The organism is Bradyrhizobium altum (assembly GCF_020889705.1).
Lineage (GTDB): Bacteria > Pseudomonadota > Alphaproteobacteria > Rhizobiales > Xanthobacteraceae > Bradyrhizobium > Bradyrhizobium altum.
Genome location: NZ_JACMYP010000035.1, coordinates 17,899 through 37,145, shown reverse-complemented (window position 1 = coordinate 37,145; position 19,247 = coordinate 17,899). Strand labels below are relative to the sequence as shown.

Annotated in this window: 18 protein-coding genes; 6 read left to right on the top strand and 12 right to left on the bottom strand. The window is 63.4% G+C overall.

The features are described 5' to 3' along the window. Positions 1–4: 4 nt before the first annotated feature. The gene (gene ccoN / locus H8B02_RS12430) at positions 5–1,660 is read right to left on the bottom strand and encodes a cytochrome-c oxidase, cbb3-type subunit I (RefSeq protein ID WP_229166500.1); all 1,656 of its coding nucleotides are present in this window, start codon (positions 1,658–1,660) and stop codon (positions 5–7) included. A gap of 128 nt (positions 1,661–1,788) precedes the next feature. Continuing rightward, complete coding sequence (locus H8B02_RS12425) at positions 1,789–2,148, bottom strand: hypothetical protein (RefSeq protein WP_229166499.1); 360 nt, start codon at positions 2,146–2,148, stop codon at positions 1,789–1,791. A gap of 311 nt (positions 2,149–2,459) precedes the next feature. Here H8B02_RS12425 and H8B02_RS12420 point away from each other — a divergent pair, with 311 nt between their 5' ends. After that, the gene (locus tag H8B02_RS12420) at positions 2,460–2,675 is read left to right on the top strand and encodes a dodecin family protein (RefSeq protein WP_229166498.1); all 216 of its coding nucleotides are present in this window, start codon (positions 2,460–2,462) and stop codon (positions 2,673–2,675) included. 74 nt (positions 2,676–2,749) lie between these two features. Here H8B02_RS12420 and H8B02_RS12415 read toward each other — a convergent pair whose 3' ends face one another. The 3 genes from H8B02_RS12415 to H8B02_RS12405 are packed head-to-tail and all read right to left on the bottom strand — an operon-like array spanning position 2,750 to position 6,519. Next, positions 2,750–4,087 (bottom strand): adenylate/guanylate cyclase domain-containing protein, encoded by a 1,338-nt coding sequence (locus H8B02_RS12415; RefSeq protein WP_312000841.1) that lies wholly within the window; start codon positions 4,085–4,087, stop codon positions 2,750–2,752. A gap of 24 nt (positions 4,088–4,111) precedes the next feature. Beyond that, complete coding sequence (cydB, locus tag H8B02_RS12410) at positions 4,112–5,122, bottom strand: cytochrome d ubiquinol oxidase subunit II (protein ID WP_229166496.1); 1,011 nt, start codon at positions 5,120–5,122, stop codon at positions 4,112–4,114. Beyond that, positions 5,119–6,519, bottom strand: coding sequence for a cytochrome ubiquinol oxidase subunit I (locus H8B02_RS12405; protein WP_229166495.1), 1,401 nt, complete (start codon positions 6,517–6,519; stop codon positions 5,119–5,121). Before H8B02_RS12405 ends, cydB begins: the two co-directional genes overlap by 4 nt. 326 nt (positions 6,520–6,845) lie before the next feature. Between H8B02_RS12405 and H8B02_RS12400 the strand changes: the two genes are divergently transcribed. From H8B02_RS12400 to H8B02_RS12380, 5 genes are all read left to right on the top strand, one after another. Beyond that, the gene (locus H8B02_RS12400) at positions 6,846–8,201 is read left to right on the top strand and encodes an NAD(P)/FAD-dependent oxidoreductase (RefSeq protein ID WP_229166494.1); all 1,356 of its coding nucleotides are present in this window, start codon (positions 6,846–6,848) and stop codon (positions 8,199–8,201) included. After that, a complete protein-coding gene (locus H8B02_RS12395) occupies positions 8,198–9,196 on the top strand; it encodes an HlyD family secretion protein (RefSeq protein WP_229166493.1) in 999 nt (332 codons plus the stop codon). Before H8B02_RS12400 ends, H8B02_RS12395 begins: the two co-directional genes overlap by 4 nt. Position 9,197: 1 nt before the next feature. Then, on the top strand, positions 9,198–10,385 hold the full coding sequence (locus H8B02_RS12390) for an ABC transporter permease (RefSeq protein WP_229166492.1): 1,188 nt from the start codon (positions 9,198–9,200) through the stop codon (positions 10,383–10,385). 68 nt (positions 10,386–10,453) lie between these two features. Further along, positions 10,454–11,572: an ABC transporter permease gene (locus H8B02_RS12385; RefSeq protein ID WP_229166491.1), complete on the top strand. Its 1,119-nt coding sequence runs from the start codon at positions 10,454–10,456 to the stop codon at positions 11,570–11,572. Continuing rightward, positions 11,573–12,028 carry a hypothetical protein gene (locus H8B02_RS12380; RefSeq protein WP_229166490.1) on the top strand — a complete coding sequence of 152 codons (456 nt, stop codon included), beginning with the start codon at positions 11,573–11,575 and terminating at the stop codon, positions 12,026–12,028. Between the two features lie 20 nt (positions 12,029–12,048). Here H8B02_RS12380 and hemA read toward each other — a convergent pair whose 3' ends face one another. The 7 genes from hemA to H8B02_RS12345 all read right to left on the bottom strand — a co-directional run bounded on the left by hemA (position 12,049) and on the right by H8B02_RS12345 (position 19,247). Beyond that, on the bottom strand, positions 12,049–13,275 hold the full coding sequence (hemA, locus tag H8B02_RS12375) for a 5-aminolevulinate synthase (protein WP_229166489.1): 1,227 nt from the start codon (positions 13,273–13,275) through the stop codon (positions 12,049–12,051). Next, positions 13,272–13,712, bottom strand: a complete 441-nt coding sequence (locus H8B02_RS12370) for an OsmC family protein (RefSeq protein WP_229166488.1) — start codon at positions 13,710–13,712, stop codon at positions 13,272–13,274. The genes hemA and H8B02_RS12370 overlap by 4 nt, the downstream gene beginning before the upstream one ends. A gap of 30 nt (positions 13,713–13,742) precedes the next feature. Next, the gene (locus tag H8B02_RS12365; RefSeq protein ID WP_229166487.1) at positions 13,743–14,978 is read right to left on the bottom strand and encodes a CaiB/BaiF CoA transferase family protein; all 1,236 of its coding nucleotides are present in this window, start codon (positions 14,976–14,978) and stop codon (positions 13,743–13,745) included. A 10-nt stretch (positions 14,979–14,988) separates the two neighbouring features. Beyond that, complete coding sequence (locus H8B02_RS12360; protein ID WP_229166486.1) at positions 14,989–15,930, bottom strand: alpha/beta fold hydrolase; 942 nt, start codon at positions 15,928–15,930, stop codon at positions 14,989–14,991. Between the two features lie 27 nt (positions 15,931–15,957). Then, on the bottom strand, positions 15,958–16,752 hold the full coding sequence (locus tag H8B02_RS12355) for an enoyl-CoA hydratase-related protein (RefSeq protein WP_229166485.1): 795 nt from the start codon (positions 16,750–16,752) through the stop codon (positions 15,958–15,960). Positions 16,753–16,815: 63 nt separating this feature from the next. Beyond that, the gene (locus H8B02_RS12350; RefSeq protein ID WP_229166484.1) at positions 16,816–18,033 is read right to left on the bottom strand and encodes an acyl-CoA dehydrogenase family protein; all 1,218 of its coding nucleotides are present in this window, start codon (positions 18,031–18,033) and stop codon (positions 16,816–16,818) included. A 248-nt stretch (positions 18,034–18,281) separates the two neighbouring features. Continuing rightward, a complete protein-coding gene (locus H8B02_RS12345; protein WP_229166483.1) occupies positions 18,282–19,247 on the bottom strand; it encodes a 3-hydroxyacyl-CoA dehydrogenase NAD-binding domain-containing protein in 966 nt (321 codons plus the stop codon).

Below are 19,247 nucleotides of genomic sequence, written 5' to 3'. Positions count from 1 at the left end.
ATGTTCACTCCGCGGCCTGCGGGATGCCCGCGCCGAGCACGACGGGCTGGGGAAGATCACCCGCATGTTCAGCAGCCGTGCCCGGCAGCTTGATCGTCTTCCAGACATTGTAGGCGCCGAGACACCCGCCGATCAGGAACAGCAATCCGCCGACTGCGCGCGCGATGTAGTAAGGGTGCATCGCGACCAGTGTGTCGACGAAGGAATAAGCGAGCGTGCCGCTCTCATTGTAGGTCCGCCACATCAGTCCCTGGACGATGCCGGAATTCCACATCGCGAAAACGTAGATGACGGTGCCGGCCAGCGCGAGCCAGAAATGCGCCTCGATGAGCTTGGGCGAGTACATCCGCTCGCGTTTCCACAGCCAGGGCACGCACGCGTAGATCGATCCGAAGGTGATCATGGCCACCCAGCCGAGCGCGCCGGCGTGAACGTGGCCGATCGTCCAGTCGGTGTAGTGCGACAGCGAATTCACCGAGCGGATCGCCATGAACGATCCCTCGAAGGTCGTCAGTCCGTAGAACACGCCAGCGACCATCATGAAGCGCAACGTGGCGTCGTCGCGGACCTTGTCCCAGGCACCGTTCAGCGTCAGCAGCACGTTGCCGGCGGAAGCCCAGGACGGGATCAGGAGCATCAGCGAGAATGTCATGCCGAGCGTCTGGACCCACTGCGGCAGTGCGGTGAAGTGCAGGTGATGCGATCCGGCCCACATGTAGAAGAACGTGATTCCCCAGAAGCTGATGATCGACATCCGGTAGGAATAGATCGGTCGACCGGCGCGCATCGGCAGGAAGTAGTACATCATGCCGAGGAAGCCGGCGGTCAGGAAGAATGCGACCGCGTTGTGCCCGTACCACCACTGTGTCATCGCATCCTGCACGCCGGAGAAAGCTGAGTAGCTCTTGGCGTGACCGAGCGAGACCGGCACGGCGAGGTTGTTGACGATATGCAGCATCGCCACCACCAGAATGAACGCCATGTAGTACCAGTTCGATACGTAGATGTGAGGCTCCTTGCGCCGGGCCAGTGTGCGCAGATAGAGAATGAAATAGGTGACCCACACCACGACCAGCCAGAGGTCGGTGTACCATTCCGGTTCGGCGTATTCCTTGGACTGGGTAATGCCCATCATGTAGCCGGTGACGGCGAGTAGGCAGAACAGGTTGTAGCCGAACAACACGAACCAGGGGGTCACCTGGTCCGGCAGGCGGGCGCGCGAGGTTCGCTGCAGCACGTAGAACGATGTCGCGATCAGCGCATTGCCGCCGAATCCGAAGATCACGGACGTGGTGTGGACCGGTCGAAGCCGTCCAAAGCTCGACCAGCCGGCGCCGAAGGTGAGATCGGGATTGACCAACTGCCAGGCGACCCAGTCGCCAACCGCGAGTCCGACGACTACCCACATCATCGAGAGGACAATGCCGACCTTGCTCGGATCGTCATAGTAGTGCCTAAGGCGATCTTCGGAGGGCGGCGGAGCATAATAGCTCCCGCCGATGCGGAAGATCATGATGATGCTCGCGACAGAAATCAGAGCACCATGAACGCCCATGAGGTCGTCCCGGCCGGCCAGGATCATCAGGCCGCCGAGAAGGGCGATAGCCGCGCTGATCATGATTGCGTGCTGCCGCTCTATCAGGGTCAATTGGGCGATCATGCGACTGTCCCCGCGCATTTGTAAGAACCTGGGCAAGTTTTGCGCCGATGCAGCTTGGCATCGCGAAGGCGCTTGCCGATTCGAGGACGTCTTTGCTGCGTTTCGCAGCTGATTCATTGCGGAAGGAGTTAGTTTCGCTGCGCGGTCCAATAGCCCAGGCACTGTGCGCTTCCGGAGTGGCCGCGCCATGTGCCGCGGCCCGTGGTATTGGACAGGCGGCCCGTGCCAGCGGCGTATTTCTCATGAACGGTTACCGAAGCGCGAACGGCGCCCGATCTCGCGACGTGCCCCCTGAATTTCACCAGGTTGGGGTGCGTCACGACGCCGTTGGAAACATTGACCGTGAAGTTATAGCTCGGATCGCAGCCGCCGCTTTGGGTCACAAAGAGGAGATCCCAAGACCCGTCATAGGCCGAGCGCGCATATGCTGCGGGCGTCAGGGCCACAATGCAATTCGTTGCCGTCACACAAAGCCAAAGCCGTTTCATGGTCATCTCTCCGAGGCATTCTTGTCGCGCTCAACCCGGTCGGCGGGCTGCACCAATCAGAACAACCTGTACGACTTCACAGGGCGCTTGCCGCGATCTCACCCTGTCCAACGGCAAAACGCTTGGTCAGATTTGTCTCAATCGTCCTGCACTGGCGAAATTGCCGTCGCGCCGTCGGACAGATGACGGCCTGGCCAACGTTTGCAGGCAGCCGCCACCACGCCGCGTCCTTTCGGCATTGACATCGTGGTGCTAGGCTTGATGCCGGCAGGGAGCATCTGCGCCCTGCTTCATACCGAACGGAGGACGACATGCCTGAGAGCGTCTACAAGGTCATTGAACTGATCGGTACCAGCAGCGATTCCTGGGAGAAGGCCGCCGCCAACGCGGTCGAGCAGGCCGCAAAGTCACTGCGGGATCTTCGTGTCGCCGAGGTCATCAAGCTCGACGTACAACTGGACGCCAAGGGCAAGGTCGAGGCCTATCGTGCCAAGCTGAACGTGTCGTTCAAGTTTGAAGGCACCTGAGTTGATCAGCCTCGCCCTGCTTGCGGGGCGAGGCCGGCCTCACGCAGTGCAGCAATCAGAAGGGGACATCCCGGTCAGGCCACGGGAGCGGCTTCAACCGTCTGTGCACCCTCGATCATGAGGCTCGAGATTGTACCAAATACGGCAATCCAGGCGGCGCGCATCTCGGGGCTGAATTCATCGCCGAGGAACTCCACCAGTGTCAGCAGCAGAGCGCTAGCGACCTTGTTGTAGTGGTTCATGGAAGCTCCATATCGGCAATGACGCTGTCCCAGCTCCCGCACGCCGCCTTTGATGTCCGCGATCCGGTTTAGTCCCTTGACCAGCGAGCTCAGCATCGACACCAATATGCGTTGCTGGGCAGCAAGGTCGTTCTTGAACAACGGACGCAGCTCCGGGTTGGCTTCAAACAAAATGGTGTAGAAGCGTTCGCCGAACGCGATCAGGCGAGGCGCGATCCGATGGAAGGACGATTGGACGAGGTGAATCGGATCGGGGCTTATGAAGCCATCGCAGGCGTGCAGCAGGGCCGCTTCGGAAGTACCCTTGAGGCGAAGCTTGTTGGAGACGCCAAGACGAAGTGCGCCGGACAAATGGGTGACGACGCTGTCGCTTAGCAGGATTGGGGCATTGAGCTGCTTTGTCATGCGCTCGATCCGGCTGGCGACGTTCACGGTATTGCCAATCACAGTGATCTGCCGCTTTCCCGGATGGCCAACATGGCCCAGGATCGCCGGGCCAAAATGCACGCCGATGCCGATACGTAATGAAATGTTGAGATCGCGCTCGAAGATCGGAGAGAGCCGCGTTGCGGCGTCTTGCATCCCGATCGCAGCGCGAACCGCATTGCGGCACGCGACCGCGGGTGCCTCGCCCCTGATCCCAAAAACTGCAAGCAAGCCGTCCCCGATATACTTGTCGATGAAGCCGTTGTTGTTCAGCACCACTTCGGCGGCCGCGGCGAAGTGGCCGTTCAGGAAGTAGACGACGTCGTAGGGCAGGCTGCGTTCGGTCTGGCTCGTGAAGTTGCGTATGTCGCAGAAGAGCACGGCGACATCCAGCTCTCGCTCCTCGGCTCCCGAACTCGCGCCTAACTCGTCGAGGTCGAGGACGACGACGTCCTGCGGGCTCTGCAACAGCCGGCGTGCAACGACGTTACCATATATCCTGGTCTGACAGGCGAGACGCGTGAAGTCGTCCCAGCCGCGCTGTGCCGCGACTTGCTCCTCGAGTGGTGTGCGCGCCGAGACCTGCGAGAGACCGTCGAGAATCCGAACGCGGCAGGTCGTGCAGCGCGCCTGACCGCCGCACTGGTGGTGATGCGGAACGCGGTTTTCGATCGAGGCGTCGAGCAAGGTCTGACCGCTGGATGCCTCGATCGTAACTCCGTGAGAGTAGGTTATCCGATGCACGGCAGCAGCTCCCGCAGATCCCCGTCACTGGTATCCGATGTCGGCTCGTACCTTTCCGCGGAACACCCAGTAGGACCAGCCGGAATAGGTCAGGATGACGGGCAGCAGAAACAGTGTGCCTACCAGCAGGAAGGCCTGGGTGCGCGGCGAGGAGGCGGCATCCCACAGCGTCAACTGATAGGGAACGATCATCGGATAAAGGCTAATCGCGATGCCGAGATAGGACAGCAGAAACAGCCCGATCGCGCCGAGGAAGGGCATTGCCTCGGCTCTGCCGCTGAGCGCGCGCCAGGTAACGAACCCGACCGCGGTCGTAAGCACCGGCACCGGTGCGAACAGCAACATGTTCGGCCAGTCGAACCAGCGGGCTGCGACCATCGGGCTGATCATCGGCGTCCAGATGCAGACGATGCCGATCGCGGCAGCCACGCCCGCGAGACAGATCCGCCCATGGCGGCGCGCTGCGGCCTGGACGTCGCCTTCGGTTTTCAGGATCAGCCAGCCAGCGCCGAGCAGGCCGTAGCCGAACATCAGGGCAACGCCGGTCAGGACGGAGAACGGGGTCAAGAATGCGAACGAGGTGCCGCCGAATTGCCCGTCAACGACGGAAAACCCCTGGATGAAAGCGCCCAGCACGAGCCCTTGGGCGAACGTTGCGATGGCCGATCCATAGCAGAACGCGTGATCCCAGAACGTCTTGTTCTCGGCGTCACGGAAACGGAATTCGAACGCCAGACCGCGGAACACCAGCGCGAGCAGCATCACGAGGATGGGAAAGTAGACCGCGGGAATGATCACGGCGAATGCGACCGGAAACGCAGCCAGCAGGCCGATGCCGCCAAGCAGCAGCCAGGTTTCATTGCCGTCCCAGATCGGCGCGATGGAGTTCATGATGGTGTTTCGGGCACCGGTGCCGGGCGCCAGGCCATAGAGCATTCCGACGCCGAGGTCGAAGCCATCGAGCAGCACGTAGAAGAATACGGCCAATCCGAGTATGATTGTCCAGATCGGGACAAGATCGAGAACCTGGGTCATAGCGTTTTTCCCTTCGCTACGGCGATTGCGGGTGCAAGAACGGGGCCGGCCGGACGTCCCGCCTCGATGGCGACTGCCTCGGCTGTCTCCAAGGGGCCTCTGCGCACCAGCCGCAGCATGAGGATGAGGCCCCACGGATAGATCAGCAGGTACACGGCCATGTAGCCCAGCAGCGACAGCGTCACGTCGAGACCCGTGAGCGACGGCGACACGGAGTGCGCGGTGCGCAAGAGCCCGTAGATCGTCCAGGGCTGGCGTCCGACTTCGGTGACGAACCAGCCGGCGATCACGGCGATAAAACCGAGCGGAATGCCGTACTGGCACAGCCGAAGGTAAAGCGGCGTGTCATAGAGCCGCCCGCGCCAACGCAGCCACGCGCCGGCCACGACCAGCAGGAACATCACGCCGGCACAGCCGACCATGGCACGGAATGCGAAGAACGGAATCGCGACCGGGGGACGCTGATCGGCCGGAAAGTCCTTCAAGCCCTTCACCTGGCCGTCGAGGTCGTGGGTCAGGATCAGGCTGCCGAGCCATGGAATCTCGATCGCGTACTTGTTGCGCTCCGCCTCGTCATCGGGCACGGCGAAGAGCGTCAACGGCACGCGCCGCGCCGTATCCCAGCGCGCCTCGATCGCCGCGAGCTTTGCCGGCTGATGGTCGCGCGTATTGAGACCGTGCAGGTCGCCGACGACGATCTGCAGCGGCACCAGCACGGTCAACATCCACAACGCCATCGATAGCATGGTGCGCGACTCCGCCACCGAACGGCTGCGGCGGAGCAGGTAGGCGCCGACGCCGAGCACCACGAAGCCGGTGGTCGTGAAGAAGGCAATGACGGTGTGGGCCAGCCGGTAGGGGAACGACGGATTGAAGATCACCTCGATCCAGTCCTTCGGATAGAACTGGCCGTTGATGATCTCGTAGCCCGCCGGCGTCTGCATCCAGCTGTTGGCCGACAGGATCCAGAACGACGAGAACAGCGTTCCCAGCGCCACCATGACGGCCGCCACGAAGTGCGCCCAGGGCGGGACCAGCTTGCGGCCGAACAGCAGCACGCCGAGGAATGCCGCTTCAAGGAAGAAGGCCGTCAAGCCCTCATAGGCGAACAGGGGGGACAGCACATTGGCGCCGGCTGAGGCGAACCGACTCCAATTGGTGCCGAACTGGAATGGCATGATGATGCCAGTCACCACGCCCATGCCGAAGGCGATCGCGAAAATCTTGATCCAGAAGGTCGAGATGCGGACGTAGACCTCGTGCCCGGTCTTCAGCGCCAGGCCTTCCACGACGGCGATGAAGGACGCGGCGCCCACGGTAAAGGCCGGCAACAGGATGTGCCAGCCGATCACCCAGGCAAACTGAATACGCGATAGCAGCACAGGGTCAAAGGACATCGCGGACCTCGCATGATCTGGTGGCAGACGCCGGTGAGGCTTGCTCTTCCGGGGCAGCTTTCGACTGTTGCTGCCTGATATGCCGATCCGGGCGATGGAGTGCGTGCATCGGTTTGACCGCAGCGGGACGTTCTTGCCGCGTAGTGTCTAACCCGCAGCCAGTTCCTCCAGTCCGCCCCAACCTTGTCGGAACCGAGAACCGGTTCGAACGCGGCAAGAGCGTTCTAGGCTTGGCAACCCCGTTCAAGCGCGGAGGGGCAAGCCGAAGTATCTCGTCTCGGACAATGGGCAGACGGCCTCAGCAGGAAAGATCGTCAGGGACGCCGATGAGCACCGTTTTGACCGAGAATCTTTCGCAAGCGAAGAGCACGCCGGACGCCGAGCTGCAATCGAGGCGCAAGCGCATCGTGATCGTCGGCGGCGGATTTGCCGGGATCGCCGCCGCGCGTGCACTGAGGAAGGTCGATGCCGAGGTGATTCTGATCGATCGGCGCAACCATCATATCTTCCAGCCGCTGCTGTACCAGGTCGCGACTGCGGTCCTGGCCCCGTCGGAAATCGCGACGCCGATCCGCCAGCTCGAAGCCAGGCAGAAGAACCTCAGCGTGGTGCTGGCCGAGGTCACCGGCATCAGCCTGAGTGGGCGCACGGTCGAGGCGATCCATCCAGGCCTTGGTCTTCGCAAGCTTGGATTCGATTACCTCGTCGTCGCAGCGGGGATGCGCCCGAGCTATTTCGGGCACGACGAGTTCGCGCTGTACGCGCCGGGCCTCAAGAGCCTCAACGAGGCCGAGACGATCCGCACCAAGATCCTCAGCGCCTTCGAATTGGCTGAAGCGACAGAAGACGACGCCGAACGGGCTCGCCAGATGACGTTCGTGCTGGTCGGGGCGGGCCCAACCGGCGTCGAGTTGGCGGCGTCGATTGCCCACATGGTCTCGATTACACTGCGCGACAATTTTCGCAGCATTGATCCGGCGCGAAGCCGGATCGTCCTGGTCGATGGCGGCAATCGTATCCTGCCGACGTTCGCCGAATCCCTGTCCGGGAAGGTCGAGCGGCGGCTCGCGCGGCTCGGGGTCGAGGTCAGGACCGGCCTGAAAGTCGAGAAGGTCGACGAGCAGGGCGTTGTTGCCGGCGGCGAGCGCATCGCCAGCGCCACCGTGCTGTGGACCGCTGGAGTGGCGGCGTCACCGGTCGTGAAAATGCTCGGTACCAAGACCGATCGGGCGGGACGCGCGCTGGTCGGTCCCTACATGGAAATCGGAGAAGCTGGCGATGTGTTCGTGGCCGGCGATGCGACATCAATGACACAGGACGACCACCCGGTGCCGGGTGTCGCGCAGGCGGCGATCCAGCAGGGAGGGTTCGTCGGCCGGCTGATCGCCAATCGCGTCACGGGACGCAAGGACGGCCGCCCGTTCCGTTACCGCAGCAAGGGCAACATGGCGGTTGTCGGCAAGAATTTCGCGATCCTGGAGGCCGGTCATTTGCGCACCAGCGGCTTCGCGACCTGGGTCGTGTGGGCCGTGCTCCACGTGCTCGCATTACCCCAGCTTCAGAACCGCTTCAGGGTGCAGACGCAATGGCTGTGGTCGTATCTGACCGGCCAACGCAGTTCGCGGCTGATCACGGAAGCGCCCCGTCCCATCGACCCCGGCAAGCAGAAATCCGCACCATGAGCGCCTCATCCGCAGCCTTGAAAACTGTCCGCTGGATCGTCCTGTCCGGGGCCGTGCTTGGTCTCGGCACTTTCCTGTGGTTTGCAACCCGACCACCGCCGCTGACTGTCCAGGGCGAGGTCACCGCCAACCGGGTAGATGTCAGTCCTCGCGTCAACGGACGGGTGGCAGAACTGCGCTTTGACGTCGGCGACACGGTCGGTCGAGGCGTGCTGCTTGCAGAGCTCGACAGCCCCCAGCTCAAGGCGGCCCTCATAGCCGCGCACGCCCAACTCGCGGTCGCCAGGGCCGATTTCGATCGCGTCTACAGCACGCGCCCTGAAAATATCGCCGCTCACAAAGCTGACCTCGCAGCGGCCGACGCCGACGTCGTTCTCGCCAAGGAGGTATTTGACCGGCAGACGAGCCTAATCAGTTCGGGTTCAACCCCGCAGCAGCGCGTCGATGAGGCTACACGCAATCTGGAGACAGCAACGCGCAAGCGCGAGGCGGCGAAAGCCGCGCTTGATCTCGTCATCAAGGGCGCGAGTGACGAGGAGAAGGCGCTGGCGGGGGCGCAGGTCAAGCAGGCCGAAGCCAACCTGAACCAGCGCGAGGTCGATGTCGCCGAACTTGCGCTGCATTCCCCGACCTCGGGGCAGATCACGAGCCGCGTCGCTGAACTCGGTGAGAATTTCAGCGCCGGCGCGCCGGTGTTCTCGCTGATCGACATGGGCGATCTCTGGTTCACCTTTAACCTCCGCGAGGACCTGCTCGCCGGGTTGAAGGTCGACGACAGGTTCGACGTGACTGTGCCGGCCCTGAAGTCGCAGGTCATTCCTGTGCGCGTCACGATGATCAACGTTCAGGGGCAGTACGCGACTTGGCGGGCCACGCGCGCAACCGGCGACTTCGACCTGCGGACATTCGAGGTGCGCGCAAAGCCCGTGCAGCCGGTCGACGGGCTGCGGCCCGGCATGAGCGCCATCGCGGCCTGGTCGGCACGGGGGCGCTGACATGCAGCGCCGAGACCGCGAGCGTCCGGGCTTCTCGCTGGTGTTTTGGCGCGAACTGGCCTGGCTGCGCCGGCGCCCGCTCTTATTGATGCTCACTGTCGTGATCCCGCTCGGCCTGATGCTGTTGCTGACGGCGATCCTGAGCGCCGGGCTCGCAACACGGTTGCCGATTGCCGTGCTCGACCTGGATGGTTCGGAACTCTCGCGTTCCGTCATCCGCGCCGTCGACGCCACGCCGGATACCGCAGCCGTGCTGCACGTGGCGGAATTATCGGAAGGGCGGCATCTCATCGTTGCGCGCAAGATCCGCGGTCTGTTGATGCTGCCACGAAATCTCGAGCGCGACGTGTTTGCCGGACGCCGACCGGAGGTCGTGTTCTTCTACAACACCCAGACGTTCACGGTCGGTAACCTCGTGCTGCGCGGCGCAAATGCCGCAATACCGACCGTTGCCGCCGGCATCCGGATCTCGCTGCGAACCGCGGAAGGGCAGCCGGTGGAGGAGGCGCAGGCCGCGATCACGCCGATCCCGCTGCAAACCCACGCGCTGTTCAATTCGACCTTGAACTACGTCCACTTCCTGCTTGCGGCGTTGTTGCCGGCGGTGCTGCAGACCCTCGTGGTGACGACCATGGCCTATGCCGTCGGCCTCGACGTCGAGACCCGTCATCGCTTCGCGGTCCTGCGTCGATTGGGTCGTGGGCTCGTGCCTGCGATGTTCGGCAAGATGCTTCCATACACGATCCTGTTCCTGTCGATGCTCGGGATCGCGGACGCGGTGCTGTTCCGCTTTCTCGAGCTGCCATTGCGGGGCGATCCGGCGCTGCTTGTGTTCGCCGGCGTCCTCTTCGTGCTGGCCTGCCAGTTCATCGGGGCACTGCTCGCGCTATTGCTTCGGCAGGCGGCCGTGGCGGTCAGCATTGCCACGCTGCTGACGGCGCCGGCGTTCGGATTTATGGGCATCGGCTTTCCCCGGCTCGGCATGAATCAATTCGCCTATGGCTATGGCGAATTGCTGCCGGGCACCTGGTATCTGATGGCCCGGATCGACCAGACCATCCGGGGAACGCCGCTCGATCTGTCCTGGAAGCCAATACTGGTGCTGGTTGGTTTCGTGATCGCGCTCATCAGCATCAGCACGCTCAGGGTCTGGAAGATGCGGGGCTCCAGCGAGGGCGGCGCACCATGACGACGGTTCTTGCTGTCTTTCGAAACGAGATCGGCCGGCTGTTCTCGCTGCGGCCGGTGGTCTCGGTCGTGGTGGTCGCGGCGGCCGTCTACGCCGTGTTCTATCCGCAGCCCTATCTGAATGAAGCCCTGCGCAAGGTTCCGATCGCGGTCGTGGACCAGGATCGCACCCAGGCCAGCCGCGAGTTGGCCCGGCTCGTCGACGCGACGCCGGACGTCGCCGTCGCGCAGGTGCTGCCGGATGTACCGACCGCACAGCGCGAAGTCTATGCGCGGTCGGTCTTCGGGATTTTGCTCATCCCCCGGCATTTTGAACGCGACCTGCTGCACGGCCGGACGTCCCCGATCGCGCTGTATGCCGACGCCAGCTACTTCCTGATGTATCAGCGCATGAACGGTGCGGTGACGGCAGTGTCCCGTACGCTGGGGACGAGTTTCGAGGTCGCGCGGCTGGTCGGGCTCGGCGTCGATCTTCCCGTTGCCGAGGCGGCCACCGATCCGATGCCATTCATCCCGGTGCCGCTGTTCAACCCGCAGGGCGGTTACGCCACCTACATCCTGCCAGCCGCGCTCGTCCTGATCCTGCAGCAGACGTTGCTGATCGGGGTCGGGCTGCTTGGAACCTTGCCGGGTGGAGCGGCGATCGCCGTTGGCACGTCGCGGCGCTTCGGCGATCTTGCCTACGAGTCGATCGCAACCGTTGCCGGCAAGCTTCTCGCATACCTGGCGGCGGAAGCGTTGATTGTCGCGACCTACCTGATCGGCCTGCCATATCTCTACGGCATTCCGCGCCTTGGCTCGGTCGCGACCATCCTCGCATTTGCGTTGCCCTTCACGCTTGCGGTCGGCGCGCTGGGCTTGTTGGTGGCGGCCGCTCTCCGCAAGCCGCTCGCCGTTCAACTCGTGTTCGCGGCAATCGGGCTGCCATTCTTCTTCCTCGCCGGTTTCGCCTGGCCGGCCGAAGCCATGCCCTTGGCGGTTAGGTGGGTCGCGAAGCTCCTTCCGAGCACTCTCGCGATCGACGGCCTCGTCGACGTTGCTCAGCTCGGCGCGAGCCTGTCCGACGTCCGCGGCGAGTTCCTGGGACTGTGGCTGCTCGTGGCCGTCTACGCCAGCATTGCAGTTGTCATCGAGTTCAACAACCGGCGTCGTGCGTCAACACCTGCTCCAGTTCGGGGAACTTCATAAATGGATGCATCGATCATCTCGGCGCTGGCTGCCTTGACCGGTACTGCCGTCGGCGGAATGAGCAGCCTGATTGCCAACCTGATGAGCCAGCGCGTCCAGCTTCGTGCACAATGGCTGTCGCATGAGAAAAATCGCCGCCAGAACCTTTACCGGGATTTCATCGAGGAAGCCTCCAAGTGCTATATCGACTCGCTCCAGCACGACGAGGCCGACATACCGAGCCTGGTCAGTCTTTACGCAAAACTTGGTCGGATGCGAGTGCTCTCGAGCGAACCGGTCGTCAGGTCCGCCGAACATATCGCAAGGAAGATCCTCGACACCTATCTGGAGCCGGATAAGAGTTTTGTCGAGCTTCGTGACATGGCACAGAACGGCGCGATCGACCTGTTGCGCGAATTCAGCACAGCTGCCCGCGTGGAATTCGAGGCGCTTGACGCCGCCCGGCGATGGTTCTGACGACCGGGGCCGACCAAGTCCTATTCAGCTGCAACCAGGGAATTGGCGAGGGGAAGGCGCAGCCGCTGCCACACGTCTGCCAAGGCGTCCCGGAGTTGACCGATCAGCGCATCGTCATGGTACGGCGTCGGAGTGATGCGTAGCCGCTCGGTCCCCTTGGCCACCGTCGGGTAGTTGATCGGCTGGATGTAAATCCCGTAATCGCTGAGCAACAGATCGCTCGCCTGCTTGCAGAGCCCGGGATCGCCAACCATGAGGGGGACGATATGTGTGCTGGTCGGCAGAATGGGCAATCCCGCCGCAACCAGCACCTGCTTCAACCGCGCTGCGTGTCTCTGCTGCAACCGGCGTTCCTCGTCCGAGGTCTTGAGGTGGCGGATCGCGGCAGTTGCAGCGGCGCAGAGCGGCGGCGGCAGGGCGGTGGTGAAGATGAAGCCAGCGGCGTGGGAGCGGACCGCGTCGATCAGGTTTCGGCTCCCTGTAATATATCCGCCAAGGCATCCGAACGCCTTGGCGAGCGTCCCCTCGATCACGTCGATGCGGTGCATCGCGCCATCACGTGCGGCGACGCCGGCGCCGCGCGCGCCGTACATGCCGACGGCGTGGACCTCGTCGCAATAGGTCATGGCGCCATAGCGCCCGGCCAGATCGCAGATGCGATTGATCGGCGCCACGTCGCCGTCCATGGAGTAGAGGCTCTCGAACAGGATGAGTTTGGGACGGGACGGCTCGGCGGCCAGCAGGCGCTCGAGTGCCGCGGTGTCGTTGTGGCGCCAGACCTTCTTCTCGACGCCCGACTGCCTGACACCCTCGATCATCGAGTTGTGATTGAGCTCATCCGACAGGATCAGGCAATCCGGAATCAGCCTTGCGATTGTCGAGATGCCGGTCTGGTTCGAGACGTACCCCGAGGTGAACACCAGCGCCGAGGCCTTGCCATGCAGGTCCGCAAGTTCGCGCTCGAGCGTGACGAGAGGCGAGTTGGTCCCAGCGATGTTGCGGGTCCCGCCGGCGCCGATGCCGGTCCTGGCGGCGGTCTCGGTCATCGCGCAAATCACGTCGCGGTGCCGGCTCATGCCGAGATAGTCGTTTGAGCACCAAAGCACGACGGTGCGCGGTCCCGTGGGGGATTGCCAGGTTGCCAGCGGACAGCGGCCGGCTATTCGTTCGATCTCGACAAAGACGCGGTAGCGCTGCTCATCATGCAATGGCTTGAGCGCGTCTGCGAAGAATTTATCGTATGTCATGCGGCGGGCTCCGTGCCTGGCATGCCGGCCAGCCGGGCATCGACCGTGGCCGACCTGCGCAGGGTTTCGCTGACCGGGCATTTTTCGGAGATCTGAAGAAGGCGCAGCTTCTGCTCGTCGGTCAAATCCCCTTCAAGAGAGATGGTCCGGGTGAAGTAGTCGAGCGTGCCTGCGTCGCCGATCGACGGCAGGGTGAAATGCTCCAGCTCGACCCTCGTTCGGGTGAGCGGCATTTTGTGGCGCTCCGCATACATCCGGACCGTCATGGCGGTGCAGGCGCCGAGCGCAGCCATGATGAACTGGTACGGCGACGGCCCGTGGTCGTCGCCGCCATTTGTTGCCGCTTCGTCCGAGCGAAGCGTATGGCGGCCGATCCTGATCGTCTCCGAATATCGGCCGTCGCCGCTTTCGCAGACTGTGACCTGATGCTCCGTCATGTCCGCCTCGCTGTGTGTCTGCGGCCGTTGCTAGGCTGCGGAAGGTTTTTGTTCCTTCGCGCGTGGCACGGCGCCGCTGACCAGGAGGCCCTCGATCCGGCCGTCGTCATAGCCGAGCTGTTTCAGGATCTCGGCGTTGTGCTCGCCGAGTTCGGGCGCGCGCCGGGCGGCGACCTTGGTCACGCCATGGACCTTCAGCGGACTGCTGACGGTGAACGTCAGATTGCCGCCGGCGCCTTGAAGCGGAACCACGATGTCGTTGTCATGCAACTGCGGATCCTTGACGACCTCGTGGGGCGCCCGGACGACGCCGAAGGTGATGTGGTTGTGGTCGAAGACGTCGTGCCAGTGCGACATCGGCTGCGCGTGGAACACGTCGTCCAGGATCGCGGCGAGCTCTTTTGCGTTTGCCACCAGCTTGGCCGCGTCCGAGAACCGGGAATCCGACAGCAGGTCCGGGCGGCCGATCCCGGTGGCAAAGGCCGGCCAGCGGTCCGGCGTCAGCACGATCAGGAACCAGGTTTCGTCCGATGCCTGGTAGACGTTGAAGATTGCGTTCGGCGGGCTCTTGCGATCGTGCAACGGATAGAACTGGGCATCGCAGAGCGCAGCCTGCACCGAGACGCCACAGGCCCAGACGCCGGAGGCGAGCAGGGATGTCGTCACGGAGGAGCCTTGTCCGGTTCGTTCGCGGCGGTACAGCGCGGTGACAATGGCGGAGTAGAGGCTCACTGCCGTGGCATGATCGCCGCTGCCCGAGACCGGCAGGGTCGGCGGCGCGCCAGCGTCCCGGGTCAGAGATAACAGGCCGCTCCGCGCCCAATAGGCCGTGATGTCAAATCCGGGAAGGTCGGCATCGGGCCCCTTGTCGCCGTAGCCGGTAAGGTCGGCGTAGATCAGGCGCGGGTTCCAGGCCGAGACGTCCTCGTAGGTGAGTTTCAGGCGTTTGCGCGCTGGTTGCGGCGTGTTGACGATCAGGACGTCGGCCCATTTGACCAGCCGCTCGAGGATCTCGGCCGCGTGTGGCGACTTCAGATCGAGCGTCAGGCTCCGCTTGTTGCGATTGCTGAGATGCCAGGGATAGTTGTCCTTGGCGCGCGGTTGCGGCGGGATCTTGTAGCCGATCCGCCAGGTGTCGCCGCTCGGCGGCTCCACCTTGATGACGTCGGCGCCGTAATCCGAGAGGATGACGGCAGCGCCGGGACCGGCAATGAAGCTCGCCAGATCCACGACCTTCAGGCCGGAAAAGATGTTGTCAGTGGACATTGCCGTCTCCTCAGCGTTGCAGTTCGCGCGCAATGGAAAGATGGTTGGTGTGGACGTCCGACCGGTCCAGCACATCTGAAATCCAGCCAAGCAAACCGGTTTGGACGTCGCGACGGTTGATCTCGTTGAGCATCTCGTGGCGGCCGCCCGGATAGAAGTCGAAAGCGATGTCGCGCAGGCCGGCAGCTTGATAGCGTTCGATCAGGAGATTGACGCCAGCCAGGTGCTGGCCGACGGGATCCTCGCTGCCGGAGAACAGATAGACCGGCAGGTCGCCGCGGATCTTCGACAGCGCAATGGGGTCCGCGAGCCGGCGGGCCGAGCCGAGAAACGACGCGAGCGAATCCGGCTGCAGTGCCGCAAAGCACAGCGGATCGTTGACGAAGGCGTCGACGACCCGCTGATCGCGGCTCAGCCAGTCGAACGGGGTCCGTGCCGGTTCAAAGGCCGCGTTGAGCAGGTTTGCGCCCGGCGGCGCCGCATTCACGAGGCGAGCCAGAGTATCGAGCGATCCCGATCCGGAAAGCATGAGTCCGTCGATCTCGTGGCTGTGATCGATCACGTAGCGTTGCGCAGCGAAAGAGCCCATGCTGTGGCCGAGCAGTAGCAGGGGCACGTCGGGATTTTCGTCGCGGGCAAGCTCGGTGAGGCGCAGCATGTCGGCGACCAGGAGTTCAAAGCCTCCTTTGCCGAAATCCCCGAGAGCCACTGCGGAGCGTGCCGATAGTCCGTGGCCGCGGTGATCGTTGCCGTAGACCGTGAGCCCGGCCGACACCATGACTTCGATGGTGTCGGCATAGCGCCGCAGATGCTCGCCCATGCCATGCGCGATCTGGATCACGCCGCGGGTCGGACCGCGGCTGTCCCAGCGCGCACATGCGATGCACATGCCGTCGGCGCTGGTCAGGCGAAATTGGGAGTCTGGAATCGGCTGTTGGCTCGGGATTGCCATGATCATCCATCCGGGTTCGATTGTGCGTCACCGTCCGTGGAATTGCGGCAGCCGCTTCTCGAGGAAGGCGGACGTGCCTTCCTTCTTGTCCTCGGTCGCCGCGCAGATGCCGAAATAGGAGGCCTCGAGCGCGAATCCCTCGCTCTGGTTGGTGTCGAGGCCCTTATTGGCTGCCTCCAGCGAGAACTTCACGGCGATCGGCGCGTTGGCCGAAATCTGCTTCAGGATCGCCTCTGCGCGCGCGACCAAATTTGCCGCGGCCACGACCTCGTTGACCAGCCCGATGCGGTAGGCTTCTTGGGCCGATATCGTCTCTCCGGTGAGGATCAGCTGCAGCGCGCGCCCCTTGCCGACCAGGCGCGGCAGCCGTTGGGTGCCGCCGCCGCCTGGTACCAGGCCGAGCTTGACTTCGGGCTGGCCGAACTTGGCATGTTCGGCGGCGATCCGGATGGTGCAGGCCATGGCGGTCTCGCATCCACCGCCCAGCGCAAAGCCGTTGATCGCCGCGATCACCGGCTTGCCGAGATTTTCGACGAGGCTGAGAACTTCCTGGCCGAAACGGCTGGATTCCTCGGCCTCGTAGGCATCGACATGGGCGAGCTCGCCGATATCGGCGCCGGCGATGAAGGCCTTGTCGCCCGCGCCGGTCAGGATCACGCCGTGCACGGAGCCGTCCTCCTTCGCGTCGAGGAAGGCTTTCCGCAGATCGATCCAGGTTGGCGTATTGAGCGCGTTGAGGACCTTCGGCCGATTGAGGGTCACATAGGCGATACCGTTCTTCTTCTCGTAGAGCACGTTCTCCAGCGCCAACTGGGCTGCCATGGCTGTCTCCTTTTGATGGAACGAGGACGGGCGGAGTGATCTGACGCCCGTTCTCAGATGTGGTCAGACGAAGGCGCCGATGCCGGTGATCGCCTTGCCGACGATCAGGTTCTGCATCTGATAGGTGCCCTCGTAGGAGTAGAGCGCCTCCACATCGGCGAACAGCTTGCCGACGTGATAGTCGGCGACGATGCCGTTGCCACCGAGCAGTTCGCGTCCCCACGCCACCGTTTCGCGCGCCTTGGCGGTGCAGAACGCCTTGGCGAGCGCGGCGTGATGGTCTCCGAGCTTGCCTTCGTCGTCGAGCTGTGCGAGGCGAAGCATCATGCACTGGCACGCGGTGAGATTGCCGAGCATCTTGGCCAGCAGGTCCTGCACCAGCTGGAACGAGGCGATCGGCTTGCCGAATTGCTGCCGGCTCTGGGTATAGGCAAGGGTGTTCTCGAACGCGCCCATCTGCGCGCCGGTCGAGGCCCATCCGACCATGTAGCGGGTCATCCGCAACACGCGGGCGGTATCGCGGAACGAGTTGCCGCCCTGCAGCCGGTTGGCTTCGGGGACCTGCACGTCCTTTAGCGTGATCTGCCCGTTCTGCACCACCTTGAGCGCGACCTTGTGCTCGATCTTCTCGACGCTGAAGCCGGGAGTGGTCTTGTTCTCGACGATGAAGCCCTTCACCTGGTTGTCGGCGAGGTCGCGCGCCCAGATGATGGAGAGGTCGCACCAGGGAGCGTTGCCGATCCAGCGCTTCTGACCGTTCAGAATCCAGCTATCACCGTCACGCCTGGCGGTCGTGGTCAGGCCGCCGCTGGCACCCGAGCCGATCAGCGGCTCGGTCAGGCCGAAGCATCCGATCTTCTCGAACCGCGCCATCTGCGGCAGCCATTTCTGCTTCTGCTCCTCGGAACCGTCGAGGTAGATCGAGCCCATCGCAAGGCCACTGTGAACGCCAAAGAACGTGCACATCGACGGATCGACGCGGGCGAGCTCCATCGCGACATAGCCGAACAGCTTCTGGCTGCCGCCGGCGCATCCATATCCCTCGTAGCCGAGGCCGCCGATGCCGAGCTCCTTGAATGACGGCAGCAGCTCGAACGGGAAGGCGTCATCGGACCAGTAGTTGTTGATGATCGGCTTGACCTTGGCGTCCATGTAGGCCCGGACCTTTTTCACCAGCGCTAGTTCGTCGGCGGTCAGCAGTTCGACGAGCTGATAGAAGTCACCGTTTGGTACCGGCAGCGCTTTCGCGTCGGTTTTGCGGGCTGCAGCAGCTGTGGCCATGTTCGATCTCCTGGACAGGACATTTGAAAGCGATGAGCGCGGCGACGCACTAGGGCGTCGTTCGGTCGTGGTCGAAATGTGCCGGGAGTGCCGCTCGTGTTCTTGAAGCCGCTTGCCGTCCCGGGGACGTTTTTGCGTTGTTGTCGCGGCCCGCAAGGTCGTGACGACGGAGCTGCCCTGCAAAATCAATTCGCCCCCAGAGGGGCACGACCTCTGGAGGCGAATCGGCGCGATCGGGCAGCTGTCGTCTAGGCGACCTTCGCCTGGTTTGCCTTGCTCGCCTTGTTGCGCATCTCGATCAGTCCGAGCAGGATCTCGTCGCGTTCGGCAGCCAGATCATCGATCGAGCGCGCGCCGACTTCGGCGTGGACGCCATCGATCAGCTTCTGCTGAACCTCGGACGTCAGCTCCGGTGAGCCCAGCACTTTCCACCACGCGGTCATGGGAGCGGTGAATTGCTTGAAGAAGTGCTCGATGCCGCCCTGGCCGCCACCGAGATGATTGAGCATCAGCTGGCCCATGATGCCCCAACGCAGGCCCGGTCCCCAGCTCAGCGCGGTGTCGACATCGGCGGCGCTGACCACGCCTTCGGCGACGAGGTAATAGACTTCGCGCGCCAATGCTGCCTGCAAGCGGTTGGCGACGTGGCCCGGAACTTCCTTAGTGAGCCGGATCGTCCGCTTGCCCATCGCGGTATAGAATTCCGCGGCGCGGCGGATCGTGTCCTCGGAGGTCTGCTTGCCGCCAACGATCTCGACCAGCGGGACCAAGTGCGGCGGATTAAAGGGATGCCCGATAACGCAGCGTTCCGGGTGACGCTCGCAGGCCGATTGGATTTCGCTCATGGTCAGGCCCGACGAGCTGGACGCAATGATGACGTCGGGTGGCAGGAGCTCGTCGAGCTGCTTGTAGAGTGTCCGCTTGAAATCGATTTTCTCGGGTCCGTTCTCTTGGACCAGATCGGCACCCTTCACCGCGTCAACGAGGGCCGCGGTGAAGGTAAGCTTGCTCTGAGTTGCGCCGGCCGCGAGGCCTAGTCGTTGCAGCGCCGGCCAGGCCGCCGCAACAAAGCGCCTGAGGGCCGCTTCCGCGTCCGGCGCAACGTCGGTCGCCACAACCTCATGGCCGTTCGCCAGGAAGAGAGCGGCCCAGCTAGCGCCAATGACCCCTGTTCCGATGATTGCAACCCGGCGAATGGGCTTCTGCTGTGACAT

Excerpts from the sequence above, each read along its gene's own strand:
- H8B02_RS12360 (WP_229166486.1), bottom strand. The coding sequence starts at position 15,930 with ATGGCAATCCCGAGCCAACAGCCGATTCCAGACTCCCAATTTCGCCTG.
- H8B02_RS12390 (WP_229166492.1), top strand. The coding sequence starts at position 9,198 with ATGCAGCGCCGAGACCGCGAGCGTCCGGGCTTCTCGCTGGTGTTTTGG.
- H8B02_RS12345 (WP_229166483.1), bottom strand. The coding sequence starts at position 19,247 with ATGTCACAGCAGAAGCCCATTCGCCGGGTTGCAATCATCGGAACAGGG.
- hemA (WP_229166489.1), bottom strand. The coding sequence starts at position 13,275 with ATGACATACGATAAATTCTTCGCAGACGCGCTCAAGCCATTGCATGAT.
- H8B02_RS12405 (WP_229166495.1), bottom strand. The coding sequence starts at position 6,519 with ATGTCCTTTGACCCTGTGCTGCTATCGCGTATTCAGTTTGCCTGGGTG.
- H8B02_RS12365 (WP_229166487.1), bottom strand. The coding sequence starts at position 14,978 with ATGTCCACTGACAACATCTTTTCCGGCCTGAAGGTCGTGGATCTGGCG.
- H8B02_RS12420 (WP_229166498.1), top strand. The coding sequence starts at position 2,460 with ATGCCTGAGAGCGTCTACAAGGTCATTGAACTGATCGGTACCAGCAGC.
- H8B02_RS12400 (WP_229166494.1), top strand. The coding sequence starts at position 6,846 with ATGAGCACCGTTTTGACCGAGAATCTTTCGCAAGCGAAGAGCACGCCG.
- cydB (WP_229166496.1), bottom strand. The coding sequence starts at position 5,122 with ATGACCCAGGTTCTCGATCTTGTCCCGATCTGGACAATCATACTCGGA.
- H8B02_RS12350 (WP_229166484.1), bottom strand. The coding sequence starts at position 18,033 with ATGGCCACAGCTGCTGCAGCCCGCAAAACCGACGCGAAAGCGCTGCCG.
- ccoN (WP_229166500.1), bottom strand. The coding sequence starts at position 1,660 with ATGATCGCCCAATTGACCCTGATAGAGCGGCAGCACGCAATCATGATC.
- H8B02_RS12355 (WP_229166485.1), bottom strand. The coding sequence starts at position 16,752 with ATGGCAGCCCAGTTGGCGCTGGAGAACGTGCTCTACGAGAAGAAGAAC.
- H8B02_RS12395 (WP_229166493.1), top strand. The coding sequence starts at position 8,198 with ATGAGCGCCTCATCCGCAGCCTTGAAAACTGTCCGCTGGATCGTCCTG.
- H8B02_RS12380 (WP_229166490.1), top strand. The coding sequence starts at position 11,573 with ATGGATGCATCGATCATCTCGGCGCTGGCTGCCTTGACCGGTACTGCC.
- H8B02_RS12425 (WP_229166499.1), bottom strand. The coding sequence starts at position 2,148 with ATGAAACGGCTTTGGCTTTGTGTGACGGCAACGAATTGCATTGTGGCC.
- H8B02_RS12370 (WP_229166488.1), bottom strand. The coding sequence starts at position 13,712 with ATGACGGAGCATCAGGTCACAGTCTGCGAAAGCGGCGACGGCCGATAT.